This is a genomic window from Kitasatospora sp. GAS204B, from assembly GCF_029892155.1.
Classification (GTDB): domain Bacteria; phylum Actinomycetota; class Actinomycetes; order Streptomycetales; family Streptomycetaceae; genus Kitasatospora.
This window is the reverse complement of sequence record NZ_JARZAG010000009.1, coordinates 126,650-145,909: the sequence shown is the minus strand read 5'-3', so window position 1 is coordinate 145,909 and position 19,260 is coordinate 126,650. Positions and strand designations below refer to the sequence as shown.

At 71.9% G+C, this 19,260-nt stretch carries 20 protein-coding genes; 8 read left to right on the top strand and 12 right to left on the bottom strand.

Features of this window, described 5'->3' with window-relative positions; genetic code table 11:
- The first annotated feature begins 57 nt into the window (after nucleotides 1-57).
- The 3 genes from P3T41_RS14985 to P3T41_RS14975 are packed head-to-tail and all read left to right on the top strand — an operon-like array spanning nucleotide 58 to nucleotide 1,911.
- Entirely contained in the window at nucleotides 58-666 is a 609-nt protein-coding gene (locus P3T41_RS14985) for a hypothetical protein (RefSeq protein ID WP_280690326.1), read from the top strand.
- A gap of 12 nt (nucleotides 667-678) precedes the next feature.
- Entirely contained in the window at nucleotides 679-1,287 is a 609-nt protein-coding gene (locus tag P3T41_RS14980) for a hypothetical protein (RefSeq protein WP_280690325.1), read from the top strand.
- 12 nt (nucleotides 1,288-1,299) lie between these two features.
- Complete coding sequence (locus P3T41_RS14975) at nucleotides 1,300-1,911, top strand: hypothetical protein (protein ID WP_280690324.1); 612 nt, start codon at nucleotides 1,300-1,302, stop codon at nucleotides 1,909-1,911.
- Between the two features lie 15 nt (nucleotides 1,912-1,926).
- Here P3T41_RS14975 and P3T41_RS14970 read toward each other — a convergent pair whose 3' ends face one another.
- Nucleotides 1,927-2,355 carry a Fur family transcriptional regulator gene (locus P3T41_RS14970; RefSeq protein WP_280690323.1) on the bottom strand — a complete coding sequence of 143 codons (429 nt, stop codon included), beginning with the start codon at nucleotides 2,353-2,355 and terminating at the stop codon, nucleotides 1,927-1,929.
- Nucleotides 2,356-2,729: 374 nt separating this feature from the next.
- Between P3T41_RS14970 and P3T41_RS14965 the strand changes: the two genes are divergently transcribed.
- Nucleotides 2,730-4,112, top strand: a complete 1,383-nt coding sequence (locus P3T41_RS14965) for a glycine--tRNA ligase (RefSeq protein WP_280690322.1) — start codon at nucleotides 2,730-2,732, stop codon at nucleotides 4,110-4,112.
- 79 nt (nucleotides 4,113-4,191) lie between these two features.
- Here P3T41_RS14965 and P3T41_RS14960 read toward each other — a convergent pair whose 3' ends face one another.
- Both P3T41_RS14960 and P3T41_RS14955 read right to left on the bottom strand, forming a co-directional pair.
- Complete coding sequence (locus P3T41_RS14960) at nucleotides 4,192-4,755, bottom strand: NADAR family protein (RefSeq protein ID WP_280690321.1); 564 nt, start codon at nucleotides 4,753-4,755, stop codon at nucleotides 4,192-4,194.
- Nucleotides 4,756-4,839: 84 nt separating this feature from the next.
- The gene (locus P3T41_RS14955) at nucleotides 4,840-5,994 is read right to left on the bottom strand and encodes a sensor histidine kinase (protein ID WP_280690320.1); all 1,155 of its coding nucleotides are present in this window, start codon (nucleotides 5,992-5,994) and stop codon (nucleotides 4,840-4,842) included.
- 513 nt (nucleotides 5,995-6,507) lie between these two features.
- Between P3T41_RS14955 and P3T41_RS14950 the strand changes: the two genes are divergently transcribed.
- Entirely contained in the window at nucleotides 6,508-7,860 is a 1,353-nt protein-coding gene (locus P3T41_RS14950; RefSeq protein WP_280690319.1) for a peptidase S8, read from the top strand.
- 96 nt (nucleotides 7,861-7,956) lie between these two features.
- On the opposite strand, the gene P3T41_RS14945 is transcribed toward P3T41_RS14950, so the two are convergent.
- Nucleotides 7,957-8,892 (bottom strand): NADP-dependent oxidoreductase, encoded by a 936-nt coding sequence (locus P3T41_RS14945; RefSeq protein ID WP_280690318.1) that lies wholly within the window; start codon nucleotides 8,890-8,892, stop codon nucleotides 7,957-7,959.
- A gap of 122 nt (nucleotides 8,893-9,014) precedes the next feature.
- The gene (locus P3T41_RS14940) at nucleotides 9,015-9,815 is read right to left on the bottom strand and encodes an alpha/beta hydrolase (protein ID WP_280690317.1); all 801 of its coding nucleotides are present in this window, start codon (nucleotides 9,813-9,815) and stop codon (nucleotides 9,015-9,017) included.
- Between the two features lie 66 nt (nucleotides 9,816-9,881).
- Between P3T41_RS14940 and P3T41_RS14935 the strand changes: the two genes are divergently transcribed.
- On the top strand, nucleotides 9,882-10,385 hold the full coding sequence (locus P3T41_RS14935; protein WP_280690316.1) for a DinB family protein: 504 nt from the start codon (nucleotides 9,882-9,884) through the stop codon (nucleotides 10,383-10,385).
- A gap of 22 nt (nucleotides 10,386-10,407) precedes the next feature.
- On the opposite strand, the gene P3T41_RS14930 is transcribed toward P3T41_RS14935, so the two are convergent.
- The 7 genes from P3T41_RS14930 to P3T41_RS14900 all read right to left on the bottom strand — a co-directional run bounded on the left by P3T41_RS14930 (nucleotide 10,408) and on the right by P3T41_RS14900 (nucleotide 17,079).
- Nucleotides 10,408-12,345 (bottom strand): cellulase family glycosylhydrolase, encoded by a 1,938-nt coding sequence (locus tag P3T41_RS14930; protein WP_280690315.1) that lies wholly within the window; start codon nucleotides 12,343-12,345, stop codon nucleotides 10,408-10,410.
- Nucleotides 12,346-12,501: 156 nt separating this feature from the next.
- Complete coding sequence (locus P3T41_RS14925; RefSeq protein WP_280690314.1) at nucleotides 12,502-13,467, bottom strand: SUKH-3 domain-containing protein; 966 nt, start codon at nucleotides 13,465-13,467, stop codon at nucleotides 12,502-12,504.
- A complete protein-coding gene (locus P3T41_RS14920; protein WP_280690313.1) occupies nucleotides 13,464-14,378 on the bottom strand; it encodes an SUKH-3 domain-containing protein in 915 nt (304 codons plus the stop codon). Before P3T41_RS14920 ends, P3T41_RS14925 begins: the two co-directional genes overlap by 4 nt.
- Nucleotides 14,379-14,401: 23 nt before the next feature.
- Entirely contained in the window at nucleotides 14,402-15,346 is a 945-nt protein-coding gene (locus P3T41_RS14915; protein WP_280690312.1) for a YwqJ-related putative deaminase, read from the bottom strand.
- The gene (locus tag P3T41_RS14910) at nucleotides 15,343-16,071 is read right to left on the bottom strand and encodes a WXG100 family type VII secretion target (RefSeq protein ID WP_280690311.1); all 729 of its coding nucleotides are present in this window, start codon (nucleotides 16,069-16,071) and stop codon (nucleotides 15,343-15,345) included. Before P3T41_RS14910 ends, P3T41_RS14915 begins: the two co-directional genes overlap by 4 nt.
- Nucleotides 16,072-16,185: 114 nt before the next feature.
- Nucleotides 16,186-16,602: a hypothetical protein gene (locus P3T41_RS14905; RefSeq protein ID WP_280690310.1), complete on the bottom strand. Its 417-nt coding sequence runs from the start codon at nucleotides 16,600-16,602 to the stop codon at nucleotides 16,186-16,188.
- Between the two features lie 39 nt (nucleotides 16,603-16,641).
- A complete protein-coding gene (locus tag P3T41_RS14900) occupies nucleotides 16,642-17,079 on the bottom strand; it encodes a hypothetical protein (protein ID WP_280690309.1) in 438 nt (145 codons plus the stop codon).
- 205 nt (nucleotides 17,080-17,284) lie between these two features.
- Between P3T41_RS14900 and P3T41_RS14895 the strand changes: the two genes are divergently transcribed.
- Nucleotides 17,285-18,628: a sensor histidine kinase gene (locus tag P3T41_RS14895; protein ID WP_280690308.1), complete on the top strand. Its 1,344-nt coding sequence runs from the start codon at nucleotides 17,285-17,287 to the stop codon at nucleotides 18,626-18,628.
- Entirely contained in the window at nucleotides 18,616-19,260 is a 645-nt protein-coding gene (locus P3T41_RS14890; protein ID WP_280690307.1) for a response regulator transcription factor, read from the top strand. Before P3T41_RS14895 ends, P3T41_RS14890 begins: the two co-directional genes overlap by 13 nt.

Genomic DNA, 19,260 nt, shown 5'->3' with positions numbered 1-19,260 from the left:
CTAAGGTGGTGCGAGCGACCGCCGGTGGGGCCGCTCGCACCACCGAGGGGGAGAGCCGTGTTCGAGGTCCGGAAGAGTGTCCGCCGCTTCCGGGAGGATCCGGCCTGGGAGTACCAGGGGCTCGTGAAGGTCGAGTACCCGGACTGGAATCCGCTGGGGTACCCGTTCAGCGGCGGGATCTTCCACGATCGGCTGCGCCGTGTGCTCCGCGGGGAGGTGGCCGGCCGTCCCGTCCTGCTCGCGCACATGTCGGTCACGTCCGGGCGCACGCGGGTGGACCAGTTCTCGATCGCCGCGCTCGATCTCCCGCTGGTCCTGCCCGACACCGCCATGACCGAGTACGGCCTGGCGAGGCGGGCCGGGAGCCGGGCCCGGCCGATTCCCGACGGGCCGTGGCAGCAGCGGCCTGCGCACCTGGTCGGCTCGGGCAAGGGCTCGGTCGATCTGGTCTGTGCGGATGGGGAGTTCGGGCGTCTGGTGGCGACGGAGGAGATCCAGCGGCTGACCGTCGAGGCCGGGTGCGGTTGGCGGATCGATCGCTCCCGGCTGATCGGCTGGGTGAGCAAGTACCGCCCGTATGAGGAGATCATCGACCTCGCGCAGACCATGGCGGCCGTCACCGCCGCCTTCCCGCCCGCCGTCTGGCAGTGGCGGGACTCATCCTGAGGGGGGAGAGCTGTGTTCGAGATCCGGAAGAGTGTCCGCCGCTTCCGGGAGGATCCGGCCTGGGAGTACCAGGGGCTCGTGAAGGTCGAGTACCCGGACTGGAATCCGCTGGGGTACCCGTTCAGCATCGGGTTCTTTCATGATCGGCTGCAGAAGGTGCTGCGCGGTGAGGTAGCAGGTCACCGCGTCCTGCTCGCACACGTGGCGGTCAATTCCGAGCAGGGCCACATCAGTGACTTCTCGATCGCCGCGCTCGATCTCCCGCTGGTCCTGCCCGACACCGCCATGACCGAGTTCGGCCTGGCGAGGCGGGCCGGGAGCCGGGCCCGGCCGATTCCCGACGGGCCGTGGCAGCAGCGGCCTGCGCACCTGGTCGGCTCGGGCAAGGGCTCGGTCGATCTGGTCTGTGCGGATGGGGAGTTCGGGCGTCTGGTGGCGACCAAGGAGATCCAGCAGCTGACCGCCGAGGCCGGGTGCGGTTGGCGGATCGATCGCTCCCGGCTGATCGGCTGGGTGAGCAAGTACCGCCCGTATGAGGAGATCATCGACCTCGCGCAGACCATGGCGGCCATTACCGCCGCCTTCCCGCCCGCCGTCTGGCAGTGGCGGGACTCATCCTGACGGGGGAGAGCTGTGTTCGAGATCCGCAAGAGCATCCGCCGCTTCCGGGAGGACCCTGCCTGGGCGTACCAGCGGGCCGTGACGATCGAGTACCCGGACTGGAACCCGCTCGGGTACCCGTTCAGCGCCGGGTCCTTCCGCGACCGGCTGCACCATGTGCTGCGCGGTCAGGTGGCGGGCTATCCCGTCACGTTGGGCTATGTGGTGGTCTCCAGGCCGGGCGCGCCCTCGGGCAGTCACTCGTACGACTTCTCGATCGCCACACTGGAGCTCCCTCGCGCCTTCCCCGACACGGCCATGACGGAGTTCGACCTGGCGAGGCACGCCGGGAGCAAGGCAGTGCCGATCCCGCGCGCGTCTGTTGAGCAGCTGCCCCAACTGGCCGGCGGGCGCAAGGGCACGGTCAACCTGGTCAGCGTCGATGCGGAGTTCGGCAAGCTGCTGCTGACCGAGGAGATCGAGCGGCTGACCGTCGAGGCCGGGTGCGGCTGGCGGATCGATCGCTCCCGGCTGATCGGCTGGGTCCGCAAGCGCCGCAGTTACGAGGAACTGATCGGGCTCGCCGAGACCATGGCGGCCGTCACCGCCGCCTTCCCGCCCGCCGTCTGGCAGTGGCCGGCCTGACGTCCCCGCTGCCGGCTACTGCAGCGGGGCCGCCCGCTGCTTGGCCGTGCACTCCGCGCAGGTGCCGAAGATCTCCAGGGTGTGCGCGATGTCGCTGAACCCGTGCTCGGCCGCCACCGTGTTCGCCCAGCGCTCGACTGCCGGGCCCTCGACCTCCACCGTGCTGCCGCAGAGCCGGCAGACCAGGTGGTGGTGGTGCCCGCTGCTGCAGCGGCGGTAGACCGCCTCGCCGTCGGCGGTGCGCAGCACGTCCACCTCGCCGGCGTCGGCGAGCGACTGCAGCGTCCGGTAGACGGTGGTCAGGCCCACCGAGTCGCCCCGGTGCTTGAGCATGTCGTGCAGTTCCTGCGCGCTGCGGAAGTCCTCGATCTCGTCCAGCGCCGCGGAGACGGCGGCGCGCTGCCGGGTCGATCGGGCGCGTGGCGACGGGCCTGCGGTGGTCACCGGTGCTCCTCCAGGGGATCGGGTCGGGTCACACCTCATTGTGCCAGCCTCGCACTGTCGCACGGGTCGTCCTGACGAGCTGCTCGTGCGGGTTCCGGGATCGCGGCCGCCGTGCCACCCGGCGCGGAGCCGGTCGCGGCCAGGGCCGGGGGAGGAGGGTGCGTCGGCACGCCATGAAAATCATTGTCATCTTACTCGAGCGTACCTCGAAACAGGCGGCGCCGGCTGTTCGCCGGCTCGAACGCGCGCGGACGTTATCGATTTGAACCCCCCACCCGCCTGCCCGGTAACCTGAGGTATTCGGGTGCGCGCAACCAGCCGCGCCTTGACCGTGCCGTCGCACCGGGTGTGCGGCGTCGTCTGAAGAGAGCACTGTGGCCGCCGACAAGATCGACACGATCGTCAGCCTGAGCAAGCGCCGTGGCTTCGTCTACCCCTGCAGCGAGATCTACGGCGGCACCCGCGCCGCCTGGGACTACGGGCCACTGGGCGTGGAGCTCAAGGAGAACATCAAGCGCCAGTGGTGGCGCACGATGGTGCACGCTCGCGAGGACGTGGTCGGACTTGACTCCTCGGTGATCCTGGCCCGCGAGGTCTGGGAGGCCTCCGGCCACGTTGCCACCTTCAACGACCCGCTGACCGAGTGCACCTCCTGCCACAAGCGGTTCCGCGCGGACCACTTGGAGGAGGCGTACGAGGCCAAGCACGGCAAGCTGCCCGCCAACGGCCTGGCCGACATCAACTGCCCGCACTGCGGCACCAAGGGCGCCTTCACGGAGCCCAAGGAGTTCTCGGGCATGCTGAAGACCCACCTGGGTGTCACCGAGGACGCGGGCGGCCTGGCCTACCTGCGCCCGGAGACGGCGCAGGGTATCTTCACCAACTTCAAGGCCGTGCAGACCACTTCGCGCCGCAAGCCGCCGTTCGGCATCGCCCAGGTCGGCAAGAGCTTCCGCAACGAGATCACCCCCGGCAACTTCATCTTCCGGACCCGCGAGTTCGAGCAGATGGAGATGGAGTTCTTCGTCAAGCCCGGCGAGGACGAGACCTGGCACGAGTACTGGCTGCAGCAGCGCTGGGACTGGTACACCGACCTGGGTCTGCGGACGGAGAACATGCGCTTCTTCGAGCACCCCAAGGAGAAGCTCTCGCACTACGCCAAGCGCACGGTGGACATCGAGTACCGCTTCAACTTCGGCGGCACCGAGTTCTCCGAGCTGGAGGGCATCGCCAACCGCACCGACTACGACCTGACGGTGCACAGCGAGCACTCCGGCCAGGACCTCAAGTACTTCGACCAGGAGTCCGGCGAGCGGTACTTCCCGTACGTCATCGAGCCGGCAGCGGGCCTGAACCGCGCCATGCTGGCGTTCCTGCTCGACGCCTACTTCGAGGACGAGGCCCCCAACGCCAAGGGCGTCATGGAGAAGCGCGTCGGCATGCGGCTCGACCCCCGGCTCGCCCCGGTCAAGGTCGCGGTGCTGCCGCTGTCGCGCAACAGCGACCTCTCGCCGAAGGCCCGGGGCCTGGCCGCCGACCTGCGCACCGCGTGGAACGTCGAGTTCGACGACGCGGGCGCGATCGGCAAGCGCTACCGCCGCCAGGACGAGATCGGCACGCCGTTCTGCGTCACGGTCGACTTCGACACCCTGGACGACAACGCGGTGACCATCCGCGAGCGCGACACCATGGCGCAGGAGCGGGTGTCGCTGGACCAGGTCAAGGCGTACCTGGGCGCGCGACTGATCGGCTGCTGAGCCTGTTGGACTGAACCGTCAGGGCCCGTACCGCCGCAATGGTACGGGCCCTGACGCCTGTTCAGGTGCTGACGCGTGTTCAGGCAGCCAACCGCGCGCGGGCTTCCATCAGTGCGAAGCCGAGCAGGTTGAGCCCGCGCCAGCGCTGCGGGTCGTCGGCGCCCAGGTCGTGGGCGGCCAGGCCGATGCCCCAGACGCGGTCCAGCGGGCTCGCCTCGACCACCACCCGGTTGCCGGTGTCGAGCAGGTAGTCGCGCAACGCCTGGTCCTGGCCGAACTTGGCGACGTTGCCCGCCACCACGAAGCCGAACCGCTCGGCGGCCCAGCGCTCCTCGTCGAATCCCTGGACCAGTCGGCCGAGCTTCTTCGCCTCGGCGGGAGTACGGGCGGCGAGGATTCGCCGCTCGGTGTCGGCGTCCTCGAAGAGGCGGGCCTTCTGTGCCATCATCCAGTGCTCGGCGCTGGCGTAGTCGATCCCGTCGATGGTGAACCGGCACGGCCACCACTGGCTGAGCGCTCCGGTGCCGACCGTTCCGTCGCGTTGCGGCTGGTGGCCCCAGAAGAACAGGTACTTGGGTCGAGTGCCGGCCGCGACCAGGGCGGCGAGCTCTTCGCGGGTGCGGGTGTCGGACGGGTGGGTCATCGGGCCATCGTCTCAGGACCCGGCGGCCCCGGGCGACGGAATTCGAGGGCAGGCGACGGAGTTCGAGGTCAGGTCAGGCCGCAGTCAGGCCGGCAGCCGGGCCGCCACCCGGAAGCCGCCCTCGGGCCTGGACCCGGCGCTGAACTGACCGTTCAGCAGGGCGACCCGCTCGCGCATGCCGACCAGCCCGAAGCCGGTCCCGGCCGTCGCGGTCGGGGCCGGGCGGGTGCCATGGCCGCCGTCCAGCACCTCGATGGCCAGCTCCGCCTCCCGGTAGTCCACCGACACCTGGCAGCGCCGGGAGCCCGAGTGCCGCACCGCGTTGGTCACCGACTCCTGGATGATCCGGAAGGCGGCCAGGTCGATCTCGGGCGGCAACGGGCGCCGCTGCCCGCGCCAGAGCACGTCGACCCGTAGGCCGGCGCCCGCCGTCCGCTCGGCGAGCCGGTCCACCTCCTCCAGGCCCGCCGGCGGCGTGGACTCCGCGTGGTCGGCGTCGGCTCGACGCAGCGCGCCCAGCATCCGGCGCAGCCCCGCGAGCGTCTCGCGACTGGTGAGCTCGATGGCACTGACCGCCTTGCGCGCACCGGCGGGCTGGGTCTCCACGACCCGGCTCGCCGCGCCCGCCTGGATCGCGATCACGCCGATGCTGTGCGCCACCATGTCGTGCAACTCGCGCGCGATCCGCAGCCGTTCGGCCGCCACCGCCCGCTCGGCCAGCCGCTCGCGGACCGCCGCGTCGTACACGCGGCGCAGCCTGATCGAGCTGCCGATCGCCCAGGCCGTGACGACCAGCGCGAGCACGGTCGACGCCTCGCCGATATCGTCGAACACCCACGGATTCAGGAACGGCAGATGCCCGTACCACGCGAGGAGCGCGCCGCCGGCCGCGAGCGCGGAGTCGCGAGGCGACCGGGTGGCCGCGAGGTAGCCCAGCAGGATGGCGGTGACCAGCAGGAACGGCCAACTCCGCAGCCGGAACGCCGCCAGCACGACGGGCTCGGCGAGCAGCACGCCGAGCACTGCCACCGGTTTGCGTCGCACCCAGCCGATCGGCAGGGCGAGGAGCACGGCCAGCACGGCCCGGGCCGGGTAGCTGAGGTGAAGCGCGTGGTGGGTGGGGACGAACACCGGGACCACGGTGCGGTTCAGCGTGCGCAGGATCAGCAGGGCGAAGGTGCCGACGGCGCACCACGCCAACGCCTGCCATGCGATCGGGTGTTCTCGCTGCCTGTCCATGCCGCGATGCTAGCCAGCGGTGCCGGTCGCCGGCGTCCGCCTGCGGGGTTACGCCCGTGGGCGGACGCAGTGGTCGAGCGGCAGGCGGTGGAGGTTGTGCTCCTCTGCCGGTAGGCGATTTCCGGTCACTAGTGCCGCGGGTCCGGCGGCGTGGGAGTCGGGCAGTGAGGGCAGCGGCAGGGCGCCCAGCCCGCTGCCACCACGCGCCGCTGGGGGATCCACGGTGAGCCCGCCCGGCCCTGCGCCTGCTGTGGCACCTATTGACGCGGCCGGTCCCATGGTGTGAATGTTGCACCGGCACTTCACACATGGACACATCAATTCACGCCCGGGTAACCCATGTGCCCTTGCGTAGACCGATGCTGACTGTCCATCAGCGTGCCGGTATCCATCGAACCTCCAGTGCACCACGTGTCACATGTCGCCTCTGAGTTGACATGATCGTGACGCTCAGCATTTCGGGCTAGCGCACAGCGGGCCCCCGCCGTGCGCCCGGTGAGAGGAACCGCTTCGATGAACATCCGTAAGGCCGCCCTGGCGGCAGTGGCGGTCGGCGCGTTGGTCGCCGGCCCGGTCATCCTGCCAGCCGGCGCGGCACAGGCGCAGGGCGCCGCAGGCAGCGCCAGCGCCCCCAGCGCCGCAAGTCCCAGGATCGGCACGGCGGCCAGCCTGCCCAGTCCCGAACTGGTCAACCGGGGCACCGCCCAGGTCTGCGCCGGCATCGCGCGGGGGCGCTGCCTGGCCCAGGTGGTCACCGTGGCCCACGGCTCGGCCAAGCCCCTGGTCACCAGCACGCCGGCGGGGTACGGGCCGGCCGACTTCGCCGCCGCGTACAACCTGCCGGCGGCCAACGTCGGCCCGGCCAACACCATCGCGATCCTTGACGAGGGCGCGTTCCCGACGCTCGAAGCCAACCTCAACGCCTACCGCACGCAGTACGGGCTGCCCGCGTGCACCACGGCCAACGGCTGCTTCAAGCAGGTCGGCGAGCACGGCGGGGCGCCGCTGGCTCCGGGCACGACCGCCGACGAGAAGAACTTCGACGAGCAGGTCGGCGTCGAGACCACGCTGGACGTCGACATGGCCTCCGCCGCCTGCCCGACGTGTCACATCCTCGAGATCACCGTCAACCGGGACATGACGACCAGTCAGGACCAGGCGGCCGAGGACTTCGGCGTCGCGATGAACACGGCGGCGTCGCTCGGGGCGTCGGCGGCCAGCGTCAGCTACCAGTTCGCGCCGGACGCGACACTCGACCTGGGGCAGGCGGCCCGCGACTTCTACCACCCGGGCATGGCGATCACCGCCTCCTCGGGTGACGGCGGTTACGAGGGCACGCCCTCCGGCTGGCCGCAGAACCTGCCGACCGTCACCTCCGTCGGCGGGACCGCCCTCTATCGCTCGCCCGGCGCTGGGCACAACGGCTACACCGAGGTGGCCTGGGACGGCTCCGGCAGCGGCTGCGCCGCCGAACTGCCGCCCGCGCTCGGCCAGCCCACCGGCGTCTCGGCCAACTGCGGTGGCCACCGAGCCGGTTCGGACGTCTCCGCGGACGCCGACCCGACCACCGGCGCGGCCGTCTACGACGACTACACCCCGTTCTCCGGCCAGCCGCAGAGCTGGCTCGCGGTGGGCGGCACCAGCCAGTCCAGCCCGTACATCGCCGGCCTGTACGCCCGTGGCGGCAACCTGGCCGCCGTCGAGGGGCCGAGCACCCTCTACGCCGCTCCGTCCTCGGCGTTCAACGACGTCACGCTCGGCCAGAACGCCCCGACGAACAGCGGCTGCACCGTGCTGTGCGCCTCCGGCTCCGGCTGGGACGGCCCGACCGGCCTGGGGACGCCCAACGGCCTGTCCGGCTTCTGACCCGCGCGTTCGCGGGAGCCGGAGCGAGCGGGCCCCGGGTGGGCGCCGGTACGAACCCGTACCGGCGCCCACCCGCCCGCAGCTGAGCAGGCGTCGCTACGGGACGGTGACGACGACCTTGCCCCGGATGTGCTTGCCCGCGAAGTCGGCCACGGCCTGCGGGGCGTCGGCGAACGGGTAGGTGGCGCCGATCTCCACCCGCAACCGTCCGTCGGCCGCGCGGGCGGCCAGGTCCGCCAGGTCGCCGGGCTCGGCGGTGAAGCTGCCGATGTAGACGCCGGTGACTCCCCGGCCCAGGTCCTGCGGCCCGAAGAGGGGGGAGACCAGCCGGCCCCCGGCGCGGACCGCGCGGGCGGTGTTGGAGAGCGCGTCACCGCGATTGACCAGGTCGACCACCACGTCCACCCCGTCCGGGACCTGGCGCAGCGTCTGCTCCGCGACGTCGCCCGCCTTGTAGTCGACGGTGCCCTGCGCGCCGAGCCCGCGCACGTAGTCCGCGTCCTCGGCTGTCGCGGTGGCGATCACCTTGGCGCCGAGCGAGGCGGCGAGCTGGACCGCGTACAGGCCGATACCTCCCGTCGCACCGACGACCAGCACGCTCTCCCCTGCCGCGAGGCCGACCGCGCGCAGCAGGCAGGTGGCCGTCATCCCGGACTCGGGGATGGCCGCGGCGGTCGGAGCGGCGAGGCCGGCGGGCCGCTGGGCGAGGTGCGGGCCCACTGCGACCACGGTGTACTCGGCGACGGCCCCGGCTTGACCGGTGAAGGCGAGCACCAGGTCGCCCGGTGCGTAGGCCGTCACCCCCTGACCGAGTTCGGCGACGGTTCCGGCGGTGTCCATCCCCACGACGAGGGGGTGCTCGACGGGGTAGATGTCCTTCATCGCACCCGTGATCAGCGCGAGGTCCAGCGGATTGAGGGCGGCGGCCTCCACCTTGAGCAGCACCTCACCGGGACCCGCGACGGGCTTCGGGAGGTCGGTGACGACGACCCCGTCGAGCGTCGTGTACTCGCGGGCTACGAGAGCCTTCATCGGGGAACTCCAGTCGGGCGTCAGCGCGGAACGGGTCGCGTTCACTTCTACACCCTGGTGCCCCCGAACCCAGGTCAACGGCGTCGGCGGCGCGGCGGGGTCATCCGTTCCGGCGCCGACGGTCACTCCCAGGTCGCGGACGGGCCCCACACCTCGGTGAGCAGAGCGTTGACCAGCTCGGCCCTGTCGCGGTGCGGGTAGTGGTCCGCGCCGCTCACCCGGACGGCCCGCGCACCGATCCGCTCCGCGACGAACTCCCCGCACGCCATCATCGCTTCGCCGATGAAACGGCGGTAGTCCGGATGCGCGGTCTCCCAGGTGCCGTTGACCACCACCTTCGGCCAACTCGCCGCGGCCAGCGGTGCCAAGTCGATCTCCGCGTCCCAGGCGACGCGCTCGGCCATCGCCGAGCGCGCCGCGCGGAGCCGGCGCGGGGTGAACTCGGGGACCGGGAGCCCGTAGTCCTCGGTCGAGTACCGCAGGTATTCCTCGGGGCTCATCGGGGCGCGTTCGGTGCCGAAGGCCGCCCTGATCTCCTGCAACGCGGCCGCCACCACCGGGTGTTGCTGCGCGACCCGCAGCACCGGCGGCTCGATCAGCACCAGCGAGTGGACGGCCTCGGGCTTTCGCGCGGCGGCGATCATGGCACCCGCAGTGCCGTAGGAGTACCCGACCAGATGCGCACCCGCGCCCAGCAACTCCACGACATCGTCGGCGTCCACCTCGTAGTCGCAGCGATCGATGTCCGGGCTGTCGCCGTAGCCGCGCCGGTCCATCAGCTCGACGCGGAACGCCTGCGCCAGCGGCCGCTGTTCGGCGAAGCACTCGGTGCCCCACGTCATCGTCCCGTGGACCAGTACCGCGCGCGGCACCTGCCGCTTCGACTCGTTCCAGACCGTCACATGAACCGGTTCGCGTCCCATGGGTCTCATGTTATGAGAGGTCAGGGCATCGAAGCCAGGTCGACGGCCGCCTGCTACCGTCCCCGCATGATGAAGCGTGTGCCATTCACCGGTGGCGAGAAGGAGAGTCTGCAGGTCGCCCTCGACCGGCATCGCGATGCGGTGCTGTGGAAGCTGGACGGTCTCGACGACGAGCAGGTGCGGCGGCCGATGACGCCGTCGGGGACGAACCTGCTGGGGCTGGTCAAGCATCTCGGGGGCGCCGAACTCGGGTGGTTCTGCGAGGCGTTCGGGCGCGAGACCGGGCCGTTGCCGTTCGACTTCGAGGTCGACGAGACGTCCGACATGCGGGTGGAGCCGGACGAATCCACGGCGGACATCCTGGCGTTCTACGCCCGGGCCCGGGCCGCCGCCGACCAGGTGATCGGCGAGTTGGAGCTGGACGACCTCGGCAAGGCGTGGTTCGGCGACGCGGTGTCCCTGCGCTGGGTGCTGATCCACATGACGACGGAGACGGCACGGCACGCGGGCCACCTGGACATCCTGCGCGAGCTGATCGACGGCCGGACGGGCGACCACAACCGGAGCTGACGGCACTCCACCACCCGGGACCTCAGCTCAGCGGCCGGCAGAGCAGCGCGTCCGGCACCCCCTGGGAGACCCACTTCCAGGTGTAGGCGACGCCCGCGAGGTACTCGCCGTCCGCGCACTGCCCCTTGTAGTCCCCCGGGGCCCAGTCGCTGCCGCCGGACCCGCCGGTGCTCGGCCGGTTGTCGCCGTGGTCGAACCAGACGTCCCGCCCGCCGGTCGGCAGTGCGTGCGCGGCGGGCGCGCAGAGCAGCGCGGACATCGCGCCGCCTCGGACGCTGTAGCCCACCGCGAAGTCCCCGTCGGGGCACTGCAGTTTGTTGTAGCCGGAAGCCCAGTCGCCGTCGGTGACATACCGCTCGTCGGTGACCACCACGTCCGGCGCCCCGCTCTTCACGGGCTCGCCGGCGTCCGTGCACAGGCCGCGGCTGCTGCTGCGGCCCAGGCCCACCAGCCGCTCGGTGTCGGGGCAGGCGGCCTTGCGGGCGCCGGAGTCCCAGTCGGGCAGCGCGAGCATGGTGGCCGAGACGTCGTAGTCGGCGTGGTCGAGGTCGAGCAGGTTCCAGTGGTTCACGTCCGGCGCCGGACCGGTCAGGCTCGGCGCGGTGAGCAGCTTGTTCCAGTCGGCGGCGCGCCAGTCGCCGGGATCCTCGACGCTCAGCTGCCGACCGCCGGCGTCGTACGAGAGCATCGCCCAGTTGTCCATCGGTGCACCGGAGTTGTCGGTCCAGCCGACCAGCGGCCAGATCGCGAAGTCGGTGTCGTTCGCGGCCAGGATGCCGGTGAACTCGTCGAACCAGGCCTGCTCCTTGGCGTCCGTGGCGCCGCGGCCGGCCGCGCCGAACTCGCTCACCCAGACCGGCGCGGTGAAGTGCTGGCCCGCCTGGGTGACGAACAGCGCTTCCTGGTTCACCACTTGGGCGAGCTGAGCGGGCGTGAAGTCCTCGTAGCGCGGGTCGTTGGTCGCGCCCAGGCCGCTGCCGGCACCGGAGTTGGCGGGGCCGGTGTAGGCGTAGAAGTGCGCCGAGTAGACCAGCTTGTCCGACTCGATCAGGGTGTTGGAGAGGGTGGCGACCGGCGTCAGCATCGGCCGCCCGTGCGGCAGGCCGTTCAGCGGGATGCCGTACCAGTTGATGCCCTCCATGATGATCAGCAGGTCCGGATCGGCCTGCAGGATCTGGTTCCCGGCCTCCTCGAAGGCGGCGTTCTCGTCGTGGGCGTCGCCCCAGCCCCAGTTGGGGTCGTCGGTGGCGTCGCGGCGCACCTCGTTGCGCAGGTCGGCGCCGACCACGCGCTTGTTGGACTGGTAGCGCCGCACCATGAACAGCCAGTCGGCCTCCCACTGCTGGGTGCTCTGGCCGCTGTTCCAGCGCTCGTTGCCGTCCAGTCCGCAGCACCAACGAGCCGTGGTGGTGTGGTTGTTGAGGATCACCGCGAAGCCGTCGGCGGTCAGCGCGGCCACCACGGCGTCGTAGACCTGCAGCGGGGTGTCGCCGCTCAGCTGCGGGTTGGCGGCCACGGCCGCGTCGGGCACCGGCGTGCTGTCGTGGACCAGTGCGTTGGAGAACGGCAGCCGGATGCTGTTGATGCCCAGGCTGTGGAACCCGGCCAGGATGGTGCCGATCGGCGCCCGGTCCAGGCCCAGCGGCAGGTTGTTCGACGGTTCGCCGTGCGCGTTGTTCGCCGGGTCGTCGACCGCCCCACTGCCGGTCCAAGTGCCCTGCGCGCCCTCCCAGTTGCCGGACTGCAGCTTGAACCGCCGCCCGGTGGCGTCGACGACGTACCGGCCCTTGGTGCTCAGCGGGCCGGTCCAGGAGGCCGCGAGCTGGGCGCCGGTCAGAACTCTCGGGCGGGCGGCGGCCGTTGTCGCGCCGGCCTGGCCGGAGCCGGTGCCGGCCGACCAGGCGAGCAGCGAGAGCAGGGCGGCGCCGGCTGCCACGGCGCGGGTCGCGAAGGTCTTCATCGTCCGTCCAGGAGTGGTGGGGAGAGGGCCACGTGCTCGAAGAACGGCGATGCCGTCGGCTCATGATGGCGGGTCGTCGTCGTGGACGGAACAACCTGAGCGGACATCTGGATGACTATTCAGTAACATTGCACGGAGGCTTTGCGCGTCAGCAGGTCACCGGGTCCGCCGCCCCAGCGCCAACGCGTAGCGGTCGATCGCCGCGGCGAACGCGGCGGCCTGCGCCGTACCGGCCGCCGCGGCGTCCGGCGCGCCCCGGTGGCGCAGCAGCACTTCCAGCTCCCCGTTCGCCTGCCGGGTGACCAGGCAGTCCCAGGCGCCGGAACCGGACAGTCGGGCGTGCAGCCGGTGTCGGCCGGCCTGCTGCGGCAGTTCGGCGGCGGCGATCGTGGCGGCCAGGTCGTCGAGGCTCTCCGTGCCCAGCGGGTATTCGCGGTCGAGCAGTGGCTCGCTCCCGGCGCCGAGCGCGAAGAGCCGCAGCACCCGTGGAGCGGTCAGCCGGCACCGCCACAGTTCGTACGCCGTCACCAGGGCGATCCGCACCACGGTCGCCACCGGATCCGGTTCGGCCTGCTCGGGCGCGCGCCAGCTGAGCCGCTCCACCACGCGGGGCAGTGGCGGCAGCGCTAGCCAACGGCCGTCCGGCGTCACCCGGGAGGGGGCGAACCCCTCGACCAGCCGGGCCAGCCCCGCCAGCGGGTCGGCGCCCAGGAACCACCAGCCGCCGGGGTCCTGGATGTAGAGCCGCCCGTGCGCGTCGACGCCCAGCAGCGACCCGTCGGCCGAGCCCACCGGGAAGACGGCCGCGCCGACCAGACTCGAGAGCAGCGTGTAGGCCGCCCGCGCGTACTGCCCCTCACGCGGGTCGATGACGCAGCCGCGCGCCACCACGTCGACTCCCGGACCGACCGGACGCAGCGTCAGTGCCGCGTACTTGCGGATGAGTTGCTGCGCGGCCGGGAAGAGCTGCCAGGCGCCGGTGGCCGAGGGCCCCGGGGTCGCCATGGTCTCGATCAGCCAGCGTCGGGCCGTCGAGGCGGGGTCGTACCACGTCGTCCAGCCGCCGTCCGCGAGAGCGGTGCGCAGGACGCCGGGCAACTCCGTGTGGTGCCGGTCGCTCATGAAAGGAGGATCTCCACGCCCAGCACCTCGAGCAGCGCGGTGCAGGAGAGGCACGGCGCGATGACCTGCCCGTGCTGCGGGTCGCCCTCGTCGCGCACGGCGCGGGAGATGATCTGGCTGCCGGCGAAGTGCGGGACGGCCTGCGCGATGGTGCAGACGGTGCCGTCCGCCCGCTCGTCGTCGATCCGCCAGAACTGGTCGGCGACCAGCAGGGATTCGGCGCAGTAGCCGATGAACGGCTCCCGCTTGGAGGGCGGCAGCGACGTCAGGAAGGCCGCGATGGTCGGGTGCAGGTTCGGCTCGCCGTCGCCGGACAGGCTGGTCGCGCTCACCAGCGTGTCGCCGACCACCAGCGAGGAGGCGACGGTGGGCACCTCCGGCGGTCCGATGGGCTCGCCGTCCAGGCCCACCGGGGACTCCGGGCTGTTCCCGCTACCGACGAAGAAGTCCTCGGCGTCCCGCAGCACGCCCCCCGACAGTCTCGTCTCGAAGGCCTCCCACGCGTCCTCGCCGAGGTAGTAGCCCCCGGTGTGGTGCAGGTAGAAGAACCTGCCCCGGGGGGTGATCAGCACGGTCCCGTCCTCGGACGTCTCGTAGCCGACCGGGAAGAGCGCCTCGCCGAGCGACTCCGCCAGCTCGTTGATGTCCTCCGCGTCGCCGTCGTAGCCGGGCGTCGGCTGCAGGATCATGGAGACCCCGGAGCCGCCCGGGTAGATGAGCGTCAGATCACCGAAGGTGTGCAGGAACTCCGCGGCCGCCCGGGACGGGGCCAGCGGGCTGCCCTGCTCCTCGGCGTCCTCGACCAGCAGGGCGATCAGCTGCTCGGCGCGCGCGCCGATGTCCCGGCCGGGATACCAGCCGTGCGAGGTGAGCCAGTCTTCGGTCTCGCGGCCGGTGGGCGGCGGAGCCATGGAGAACGTTCCGATCTGTGGGTTTACTTGATGGCGTTGACGCCGAGGCGGGGCAACAGGTGCATGCAGGTCCCGCAGGGTGGTTTGTACTCCCCGTGTTTCTCGCCGGGACCTCTGCTGTCACCGATCTGCCTGGTATGCATATTGCCACCGGACAGGGCCGCTTTGGCCTCCTCCACCGTCGTGATCTTCGTGCCGTCCGGATCCAGCTGGTGCAGGCGGTCGCTGAGCAGCGAGACTTCGGCGCACTTGCCGTGTCCCGCGCCGAGCGGGTCGATCTTCCCGGCCTTCTGGTCCTGCTCGATCTCGTCCAGCACCTTCGCCACCATCGGGTGGGTCGTCGGCTTCTCCTGCAGGCCGTTCTTCTTGGTGCTGGTGTGGGACGTGATGGTGTCCCCGTGTTCGAAGCTGCCGGCGCAGCCTGTCGTCACCCGGTACTCGCCGGGGCCGGGCGCCACCTTGGTGTTCCGCGGCGCCCTCGCGGCGTCGGCCAAGGTGGCCGACTCGTCGCGCAGCACCGTCTTGCGGGCCTCGCTGTCCAGGCCCGTGACGGAGAGGGCCGGCCCGCGGTGGCCCTTCATGTCGCCCGCGGTCTTGCCGTGCCAGTCCGGCTGGGGGTCGAGCTTGACCCCCTTGGGCTGGGGGCTGCTACCGCTGCCGCCCTCGCCGCCGGGGTGCCCGCCCCCGTCGCCGCCGCCCGGGTGGCCGCCGCCCTCGCCGCCCGGGTGCTCGCCGCCCTGGCCGGGCACCTTCGGGTCCTTGACGGTGTCGTGCTTGCCGTCGTCAAGGATCTTGGTGAGGTGCGTCGCGTGCTCGGCGTCCGTCTTGGTGGTGTTCTCCACCACCTTCTTGGCGCCGTTCGCGGTGTCGCTGTACAGCCCGTGAACGGCCTTGCCGGTGTCGTCGGTGAGCGCCTTGCCCAGCTTCTTGGCGCCGCCTTCGAGGGCCTGGACGATCGCGTTGGTCATACGAACGTCACAGTCGCCATTTTGGTCCGCAGTTCGTCGGCGTGACCGGCCACCGTCTGGGCGTGCTGGCTCATCGTCTCCGCGTGCTGGATCAGCACGGCCGGGTCGACCATCATGTGCGTGCCGGCGCCGTCGCCGCCGGGCTTCACACCGAGCGCGTCGGCGGCGGCCGAGTAGACCAGGCCGCTGACCGCCCGGCCGACCACGTCGACCAGCGGGTCGATCGCCTTCTCGATCACCTCGCCCAGGATGTGCTGGACCACCTGCTGCTCCAGGTAGTCGATGGCGGCTTCGGCGGCCTTGATGATCCCCGCCTCGGCGACCTCGGCCAGGCCGAAGGTGACCACGGCCGCGGCCTGGTCGGCGACGAAGGAGACCGCCAGCCCGATCAGTTCGGCGATCGCGGTGCCCTTCAGCCCGACGATCACGTCCGCGGCCACGTCCAGCGCGTCGGCCACCACATGGCAGGCGTTGATCAGTTCGGTCATGTGATTGCTGGACATGTGCGACCAGGCCGAGACCAGGGCCTCGTAGGACTGGCCCTGGTAGGCCTCGGACATCTGTTGCACGGTGGCCGTCGAGGCCTGGTGGGTACTGTCCACCTTGTCCGCGAAGTCCCGGATGTGCGTGGCCAGATCACGTACCTGGTCCTCATTGACGTTCGGCCAGTTGATCCCGATGAACTGGAGGAACGACACCACCTCGTCAGGCAGCTCGATCGCCATGACGCCCCCTCATGAATTGCTCGGCACAGGGACGGTAACAGTCGCTCGAACTTCGTGGCCACACCGGGGCGGCGAGGACGGTCCGTTTCAGCCGCTCGACGTACGAGTCGGGTCTCAGGCCGCCAGCAGCAGAGCGGGCCGGCTCAGCAGCGGCCGGCCCGCGGAAGCCCGCCCGCGCAGCGCGAGTCCGCGCAGCGCGAGCCCTACGCAGAGCGCCGCCAGCGGCAGCTCGGCGCCCGCCGCCATGGCGAGCGCGGACAGCAGGGCACCGGGCTCGCCCGCCGTGCCGATGTCCCACCCGGCGTCGGCCAGCAGCAGGACGGCGGCCAGCGCCGCGATCGGGCGGTGCAGGCGGTGGTCGGTGCGCAGCAGCCAGGCCGCGCCGAGCAGCGCGGCGGCCTCGGCGAGGTCCAGCGCGACCCAGCCCGCCGCGTGGCGCAGCGTCAGCGCCAGCACCACGATCCACGGCAGCAGCGCCAGGCCGGCGCCGCCGAGCAGGACGACGAGCAGGTGCCTGATCCTGGTGTCCATCGCGATTCCCCCCGCACTCCGTGTCTCAGGCTCGGTGTCTCAGGACGCCCGGGACGGCCGCAGCCGCTCCCGATGTCCGTCCGGCCAACTGGCCACCACACCCGCCAACGGCCCCGGCGCGGTGGCCAACCAGAAGCCGCCGTCCAGCTCGCGCGGCTCGGCCGGGCGCCAGAGCGGCCGCAGCCGGCCGCCGGCGAAGACGACGGCCGGCAGCCGCCCGGCCGCGTCCAGCCGCCCCCAGGCGAAGCCGGTCGGCCGCTGCCCGTCGACCACCGCGCGGCGGGCGCCGCGCAGCAGTTGGCCGCCGAGCGTGCTGGCCACCACCACGTCGAGCAGCTCGCCGTGCTCGTAGACCTCCAGTGCCGGGCGGCCGCCACGGCTGACGGTCAGCCGGGCCGACCAGGGGCCGGCCACCGGCCAGGTCAAGGCGGTCGGCCGGGCGCCCGCCGCCTGCCGGACCTCGCGTGTCGCGTCCATCCGTGCCACCCCGTTCATCACGCCCGCCACTTGGCTCGCCGCCGTCCGCTGTCCGGCATCCGTTTTCCGACAGCCTCCAGCCTGCCGATTCCGGCCGCCTGGGTCTCTGGCGTGGGGGCCCGTCTTGGGGGTGTACCTGGCTACACCCCCGGCCTGCACCCTGCTGCACTGACCGCGCCTGGAGCGTCCCCTTAAGCTGTGCGACGTGATCGGGACCGGTGGGCTGCGCCAACTGCGCGAGGGGATCCGCCGGGGGACGGCGCACCCGAGCCTGGCCTGGCTCTCCGAGCAGGACAACGGACCGGAGGCCGAGCCCAGCAGCCGTCCCACCGAGCGCCCCGCGCGCACCCCGCACGTCGCGCCCTGGTCCGCCAAGGCCGCCCGCGAGGTGCGGCTGGTCGCGGCCGGCCTGCCGTTCCTGCTGCCGCTGGTGACGGTGGTCACCGTCAGCAAGCTGGCCGTCGCGGTCAGTTGCCTGCTGCCCGTCATCCTGCCCGCGCTGACCCGGGCCCAGCGCGGCCGCTTCCGGGCGCTGGGCGACCTGGAGATCCGCCCGCACCCGCCGGTCGCCTCGCCCGGTGCCCCGGTGCTGTGGCGCCTGCTGGCCTGGTGCAGCTCGGAGTCGACCTGGCGCCAGGTCGGCTACCACCTGCTGATCGGCCCGGTGTTGGCCCTGGCCGGCCTGGTCGCGCTGCTGGCCCTCGGGGCCGGCGGCACCATGGCCACCGTGCTGCTCTGGCACGCGCTGATCCCGCGCGGCAGCGCGGTCCGCGCCAGCTTTGCGCTCGACGTGCTGCTCACCGTGGTCGGGCTGGCGCTGCTCCCCGCCGGCCCCTGGCTGGCCGTGCGGGTGGCCCGGATCGACCGGCGCGCCGCCCGTGCGCTGCTCGGGCCCAGCCGGGCACGCGAGTTGGAGCGCCGGGTGGAGGACCTGGCGGAGAGCCGGGCCGGTGTGGTGGACGCCGCCGACGCCGAGCGCCGCCGGATCGAACGGGACCTGCACGACGGTGCGCAGCAGCGCCTGGTCTCGCTCGCGATGAACCTGGGCCTGGCCCGCAAGACGCTCAAGGACGTCTCCCCGGAGGCGATGCGGGTGATCGTCGAGGCGCACGAGGAGGCCCAGGCGGCCATCGCCGAGCTGCGCGACCTGGTCCGCGGCCTGCACCCGGTGGTGCTGGAGGACCGCGGCCTGGACGCCGCGCTCTCCGGCATCGCGGCCCGCGCCCCGCTGCCGGTGCGGCTGGCGGTCGACCTGCCGGCCCCGATGGCGCCCACCGTCGAGGCGGTCGCCTACTTCGTCGTCTCCGAGGCGCTGGCCAACGTCGCCAAGCACGCCAGGGCCTCCCGCGTCGACCTGTCGGTCCGTCAGCAGGACGGGCGGCTGTGCATCGTGATCCGCGACGACGGCGTGGGCGGCGCCGACGCGTCCCGCGGGACCGGCCTGACCGGGCTGCGCAAACGCGCCGCCTCGGTGGACGGCACCCTGACCATCAGCAGCCCCTTCGGGGGCCCCACCCTCATCACTGTGGAGTTGCCGTGCGAGCTGTGATCGCCGAGGACTCGGTCCTGCTGCGGGTCGGCCTGGTCAAGGTCCTGGAGGCGGTGGGCTACGAGGTGGTCGCCGCCGTCGGGGACGCCGAGGCGCTGCTGGCCGCCGTCGAGGAACACCAGCCGCAGGTGGTCGTCACGGACGTGCGGATGCCTCCGAGCTTCACCGACGAGGGCGTGCGGGCGGCGCTGCTCATACGCCGGCAGTGGCCGCAGGTGGCGATGCTGCTGCTCTCCCAGTACGTGGAGGAGCGGTACGCCGCCGACCTGCTCTCCTCCAACACCAGCGGGGTGGGCTATCTGCTCAAGGAGCGGGTGGCCAATGTGGACGACTTCGTCGACGCGCTGCAGCGGGTGGCCGCCGGCGGCACGGCGCTGGACCCCGAGGTGGTCGCCCAGCTGCTGGTCCGCCGCCACCGCGATCCGCTGGAGAAGCTGACCCCGCGCGAGCGGGACGTGCTCAAGCTGATGGCGGAGGGCCACTCCAACGCGGCGATCGCCGAGGCGCTGGTGGTCAGCGACAGCGCGGTGGCCAAGCACATCAGCAGCATCTTCACCAAGCTGGACCTGCCGGCCGCCGACGCCACCCACCGCCGGGTGCTGGCCGTGCTGCGCTTCCTCGGGGAGGGCTAG